This window comes from Mycobacterium sp., from assembly GCF_049673265.1.
GTDB lineage: Bacteria > Actinomycetota > Actinomycetes > Mycobacteriales > Mycobacteriaceae > Mycobacterium.
Map to the genome: position 1 here is coordinate 1 of NZ_JBATXN010000385.1, position 5,336 is coordinate 5,336.

At 65.1% G+C, this 5,336-nt stretch carries 8 protein-coding genes; 4 read left to right on the top strand and 4 right to left on the bottom strand.

Annotated elements, in window-relative coordinates:
* The coding region (locus tag WBF82_RS13280) for a phosphotransferase family protein (RefSeq protein ID WP_424383480.1) at window positions 1-1,113 on the bottom strand (1,113 nt) is incomplete at its 3' end.
* 44 nt (window positions 1,114-1,157) lie between these two features.
* Here WBF82_RS13280 and WBF82_RS13285 point away from each other — a divergent pair.
* From WBF82_RS13285 to WBF82_RS13295, 3 genes are all read left to right on the top strand, one after another.
* Complete coding sequence (locus WBF82_RS13285) at window positions 1,158-1,778, top strand: TetR/AcrR family transcriptional regulator (RefSeq protein ID WP_424383481.1); 621 nt, start codon at window positions 1,158-1,160, stop codon at window positions 1,776-1,778.
* Window positions 1,775-2,647, top strand: a complete 873-nt coding sequence (locus tag WBF82_RS13290) for an SDR family NAD(P)-dependent oxidoreductase (RefSeq protein WP_424383482.1) — start codon at window positions 1,775-1,777, stop codon at window positions 2,645-2,647. The genes WBF82_RS13285 and WBF82_RS13290 overlap by 4 nt, the downstream gene beginning before the upstream one ends.
* 79 nt (window positions 2,648-2,726) lie before the next feature.
* Complete coding sequence (locus WBF82_RS13295) at window positions 2,727-3,062, top strand: VOC family protein (RefSeq protein WP_424383483.1); 336 nt, start codon at window positions 2,727-2,729, stop codon at window positions 3,060-3,062.
* Between the two features lie 13 nt (window positions 3,063-3,075).
* On the opposite strand, the gene WBF82_RS13300 is transcribed toward WBF82_RS13295, so the two are convergent.
* From WBF82_RS13300 to WBF82_RS13310, 3 genes are read right to left on the bottom strand one after another with little or no spacing between them, the layout of a single operon-like run.
* The gene (locus tag WBF82_RS13300) at window positions 3,076-3,681 is read right to left on the bottom strand and encodes a class I SAM-dependent methyltransferase (protein WP_424383484.1); all 606 of its coding nucleotides are present in this window, start codon (window positions 3,679-3,681) and stop codon (window positions 3,076-3,078) included.
* A 4-nt stretch (window positions 3,682-3,685) separates the two neighbouring features.
* A complete protein-coding gene (locus tag WBF82_RS13305) occupies window positions 3,686-4,192 on the bottom strand; it encodes a polyketide cyclase (protein WP_424383485.1) in 507 nt (168 codons plus the stop codon).
* Between the two features lie 4 nt (window positions 4,193-4,196).
* Window positions 4,197-4,619 carry a hypothetical protein gene (locus tag WBF82_RS13310; protein ID WP_424383486.1) on the bottom strand — a complete coding sequence of 141 codons (423 nt, stop codon included), beginning with the start codon at window positions 4,617-4,619 and terminating at the stop codon, window positions 4,197-4,199.
* A gap of 46 nt (window positions 4,620-4,665) precedes the next feature.
* Between WBF82_RS13310 and WBF82_RS13315 the strand changes: the two genes are divergently transcribed.
* A partial coding sequence (locus tag WBF82_RS13315) for an aminotransferase class I/II-fold pyridoxal phosphate-dependent enzyme (protein ID WP_424383487.1) occupies window positions 4,666-5,336 on the top strand: 671 nt, incomplete at its 3' end.

Genomic DNA, 5,336 nt, shown 5'->3' on the forward strand with positions numbered 1-5,336 from the left:
CTTCAGCAGTCCGGCATGGTAAAACAGCGATTCCACGTTTTCAGGTTTCTCGGTTTCGCCGAAGTGCACTCGCCGTGCGCCGGTGCGCATGAACACGACTGCCCACATCACCCCGGAGTAGACGTAAAACCAGTGCAGGTCACCGACTTCGACGCCGGTGAGGCGCTGATAGGTGGCGCGGACGTCCTCTTCGCGCATCACCTCGGGCAGGCCCGGCAGTGTTGCCAGACCCGCGAGCTCCTGAAAGACCATGTGCGCGAAGATCATCCATGCGACGTCGAGCTCGCGTGGGCCCAGGGTCACCATCTCCCAGTCCAGTACCGCCACCGGCCGAAAGTCGCGGTATAACACATTGCCCACCCGCGCATCGCCCCAGAGCAGCACCGGCTCACGGGCGTCGGCCTCCGCCGGCCAGTTGTCCTCCAGCCACTTGAAAGTCTGTTCCAGCAATGATGAGCGGCCGATGTCGGGCACCGCGAAGTCGTACCAGGACCGCACCCAGTTGAAATGCCTGCGCAGCGCGGTGTCGCCCTGTTGGCCCTCGGCGAGAAAACCAAACGTGGCTTCGGCGTTCGGGATTGAATGCAGTGCTGCCAATACCCCGACAGTGGCGTCCTGCAGTTCACGTTGACGCTCGGGCGGAGCGTCGGCGAACCAGTTGCCGCCGAACGTGTAGGGCATGACGTCGGGCGGCACCTCGCCCTCGACGTAATCCATCAAGAAGAAGGGTGTCCCCAAGACGTCGCCGGTCGGTTCCAGCCAGCGCACCTGCGGAACCGGAACATCGGTCAGCTCGCCGACCGTCCGTATCACGTCGAACTGGTGGTCAAGCCGATAGGTCGGGAAGACCTGGATATCCTCGGCGGTGGGCGCCACCCGGGCCACCAGCTTCTGTGTCACCGGCTGGCCGGCCTGCTGCCAGCGGGCCGTCAAGATGATGGTCTCCGACGACATGCCGGTCGAGTCGATACCGCTTTCCACGGTGATCTCGGGCGCAGCGCCGCCCGGGAGCACCGTCGACAACCACTGCGACATCACCGCGGGCAGCGTGGTGACATCGCGGCTGGAGCGCTGGAGTCGGTCGACCTGAGAGAGCACAGGTTCATTGGCCACAGGTGCCTCCTTCATGAGGCAATTACGATACGCTAGGTAGCGTTATGAAAGCAGACCCGCCCTTGGTTGACAAGGCCCCGGGCGCCGGGCGGCCCCGTGATCCGCGTATCGACGCTGCCATATTGACGGCGACCGCGGATCTGCTTGTGCAAATCGGCTATTCGAACCTCACGTTGGCCGCGGTTGCCGAACGCGCCGGAACCACTAAGACCGCGTTGTATCGCCGGTGGTCGAGCAAGGCCGAATTGGTGCATGAGGCCGCGTTTCCGGTCGCGCCGACGGCGCTGGTCGCTCCGGCAGGCGACATGGCGGCTGATGTGCGGGCGATGATCGCTGCCGCGCGAGACGTGTTCACCACGCCGGTCGTGCGCGCGGCGTTGCCCGGACTGGTCGCCGACATGAGTGCGGACTCCGGGCTCAACGCCCGGGTGATGTCGCGTTTCGAGGATCTGTTCACCGCCGTGCGGGTGCGGCTGAGCGAGGGCGTCGACCGCAGCGAGGTGCATCCCGACGTCGATCCGGACCGGCTGATCGAGTTGATCGGTGGAGCAACGTTGTTGCGGCTGCTGCTGAGTCCGGACGAACAACTCGACGACGCCTGGGTGAATCAGACCGCCGCCATCCTCGTTCATGGTGTCACCCGAGAGGTAGGGTCGGGCCGGTGACCGGACGACTGGACGGTAGGGCCGCGATCGTCACCGGCGCCAGCCGCGGATTGGGCCGGGCGATCGCTTTGGCGCTGGCGGCTGAAGGCACGGCGGTCGCGGTGGTGGGGCGCACCGAAAGTGTTTGGGACGAGCGGCTGCCCGGGACCATCGGCGAGACCGTCGCCGATATCGAATCGGCTGGCGGACGCGCGGTCGCCATCCGAGCCGACCTGCTCGACCGCGACGATATCGCGCGGCTCGTCGGCCAGGCCCGAGATGCGTTGGGCCCCATCACAATTCTGGTTAACAACGCAGCGTTCACGGCACCCGGTCGTCCACCGAGGCCCGGCGACGACACCCGCGCCAAGCCGGCCAAAGCTGCGCCGGCCGCGGCGAAACCCGATTGGCCGCCGCTGCTCGGTACACCGCTGGGCGCCTACCGGCGGCACTTTGAGATCTCGGTATTCGCGGCCTACGAGTTGATCCAGCTGGTCTGCCCCGACATGATGGCCGCGAAAAGTGGCTCGATCATCAACATCACCTCCGTCGCATCGCGAATGCCGGGCGATGGGCCCTACCCGGACCGCAGCGGCGGCGTGCTGCCCGGCTACGGCGGATCCAAGGCCGCGCTCGAACACTTGACGTGGTGTGCGGCCTACGATCTGCAGGGCCACAGCATCGCGGTCAACGCCCTGTCACCGTCCAAACCGATTATGACGCCAGGACTTTCGTATTACGCCCCCGGATTCGACGACGTCGCGCACGCGGAGGAATTCGCCCGGGCGGCAGTGGAGTTGACACTGGTCGATCCGGAGGTCGTGACCGGGCGGACGATCGGTCATCTGCAGGTGCTCGACGGCAGCTTCCGGTCGTTCGCCGCGCCCTGAGCAGGCCTGATCCGGCTTGTCGGACCCCCGGGCCATACTGCGGTCGTTAATCCAATCTTGTTTCGAAGGGATGGCGAGCATGGCCAATGTGGTGAACTATTTCGAAATCGGCACCTCCGACGCCGGCGCTACGAGTGCGTTCTACGGCGGGCTGTTCGGGTGGCAGATCGATCAGTCCGGCGACTATCGCATGATCGACGGCGACAAGGGCGGGGTGTGGGACAGCTCGGCCATGGGCGGCGGGTCATACGCGATCTTCTACGTCCAGGTCGAGGACGTGAAGGCCACGATCGACAAGGCAACCGGACTTGGTGCGAAAGTGGTGGTGCCGTTCACCGACAACGGCCCACTCGAATTCGCTCATTTGCAGGACCCGCAGGGCAACCGGTTTGGGGTATGGCGGCCCAAGGGGTGACCGCCTCAGGGTCTTAGAACGGCTTCGTCGCGGTGACCGCGTTGATGATCACCGCGTGCAGCCGGTGCCAGTGCGGGGAGACGAATCCAGCACGCAGCAGCAGCCGGATCGCGCGGCGCCTGGTGCGGGCCTTGCCTCGGCGGCTGGTGAGCAGCGTCGGTGTCAGCCACCACGAGAACTGGTCGACCAACACCAGCCGGCCACCGGGGCGCAGCACGCGGGCACATTCGCGCAGGCCCGCCTGCTGGTCGCACCAGTGATCGAACGACGTCGTGCTGACGATCAGGTCGAACGTTGCATCGGGATAGCGGAGGCCCTCGGCGACCCCCAGTGAGAACGTGAGCCGGTTATCGTCGTTGAAAGCGTTTGCAGCCCTGATCATTTCAGGCGCGGCGTCGATGCCGACAAGCTGTTCGGCATCGGGGTAGCGCTCTGCCAGTGCGCGCAGCAGATAGCCGGTTCCGCAGCCCAAATCGAGCACCCGGTTGGGTGCTGCGACGGTAGCCACGGCGAGGTTGGCGGTGCGCTCCGAGATCTCGTGATGCAGCCGTCCCCGCCAGCCATGGTCATAGCTCGTGGCCCGATCGTTGAACTCGGCGACGTCGCGATAAGGCGGCACAGGCCTAGTGTGCCACCGGCCTGGGCTGTTCGGCGAGGCGTTTGATGTTGAGTAGTTGCCGGCGAGCCATGATGAGATCGCCGACCGATAGCCCGGGGACCAGCCAGCGGCTCATAGCCGTAACGATTTTCATCAGCAGCCGTGTTGTCCGGCCTTGCGGTACCAGGACATAAGAGATGCAGGCGCCCATAATTTCACCGGTGAACGCCTTGGGCCGATCGACGGCGAGGATGCGTCCGAAGCGGCGTGTTGCGGCTGTCGTGAACGGCTCGCCGACCACCGGCTCGGGCAAGCCCATCAACCGCTGCGGCGAGCGATGGCCCAGGTTGTCGATCCAGTCGTAGGAGTATGGCGCGATCCTGATCTGGCCAACCCACGGCCACAACGCTTCTGGTGTGGCGTGGACGGAAACCCCGCGCCATGCCTGCAGAGTCGGAGTGTGGACGAAGTCGTCGCATGGGTAGTGCCGGGCGACCTCGTCGTCCGTCACGTTCCACCGATCGCCGATCATCGAACTACCGTAGTGTCGGCGATGCCGCCTTGTCCGCGTTGACGCAATTTCGCAGCGCGACTGCGAGCAGTATGGTGCCCAGCGCCAGGCCGCCGAACTCGAGCACCCCGATGACCCTGCCGTCGGCGTGACCGGTATCGACGATGTGGCTCAGGGAATGCAGAGCCCAATGCGCTACCGCGAAAGCCAACGCCCCCACTCGCCATGTCGGCCAGCGCACTGCAGCGAGCAACAGCAGACCGAGCGGTAGCTCGAACGATGCGTTGTCGAAGATGTAGTGGTTGTTGCGCGGCCCAAACGCCCCGAGCGTGTCGAAAAACGCGCCCGGCGCCAACAGCATGAACAACCCCATCAGCGTCGAGTACGCCCCGAAACCGATCAACACTGCCGTTACGAACCGAGACCCGGTCGATACAGACATCGTCATAGTCCCAAGCTAGCGGCTAACTGGCTACAGACTAGGCTCCAATTCTATGTCAGTTTCGGGTACCACTTTGGGTCCGGAGCTGCTGGTGCAGCTGGATCGTGGCCGCTCGGAACCGTTGCACCGTCAGCTCGCCGAGGCACTGCGCGGCGCGATTCGTGCGGGCCGGATCATGCCGGGAAGCCGGGTGCCGTCCACCCGGGTGCTCGCCGCCGACTTGGGCGTCTCGCGCCGGCTCGTCGTCGACACTTACGACCAGCTGGCCGCCGAAGGATTTTTGGTCAGCAAGCGCGGATCGGGAACGCTTGTCGCCCGGGTTGACACGACAACAGGCGCGCCGTCTGCGCAGGGCGTTGCGTCACCGCATTACGACGTCGACTTCGCCCCGGGCGCACCCGATCTCGCCGGCTTTCCCCGCGATAGCTGGCTGCGCGCGTTGCGGCAGGGCTTATCGCAAGCATCGTCGGACATGTTCGGGTACGTCGAACCCCAAGGAATAGCCAGCGTGCGCGCGGCACTGTCAGAATACCTGGGGCGTACCCGTGGCGTGGTCGCCGACCCAACGCGCATCGTTATGTGTTCGGGCGTCACCCAGGGCGTCGGCCTGATCGCCCAGCTATTGCGGCGCCGAGGCGCTGTGCCGTTGGCGATGGAGGATCCCGGTTTCTGGGTACATCGGATTGTGTTGCAACATCACGAAATAAAGCCGATCACCGTCGC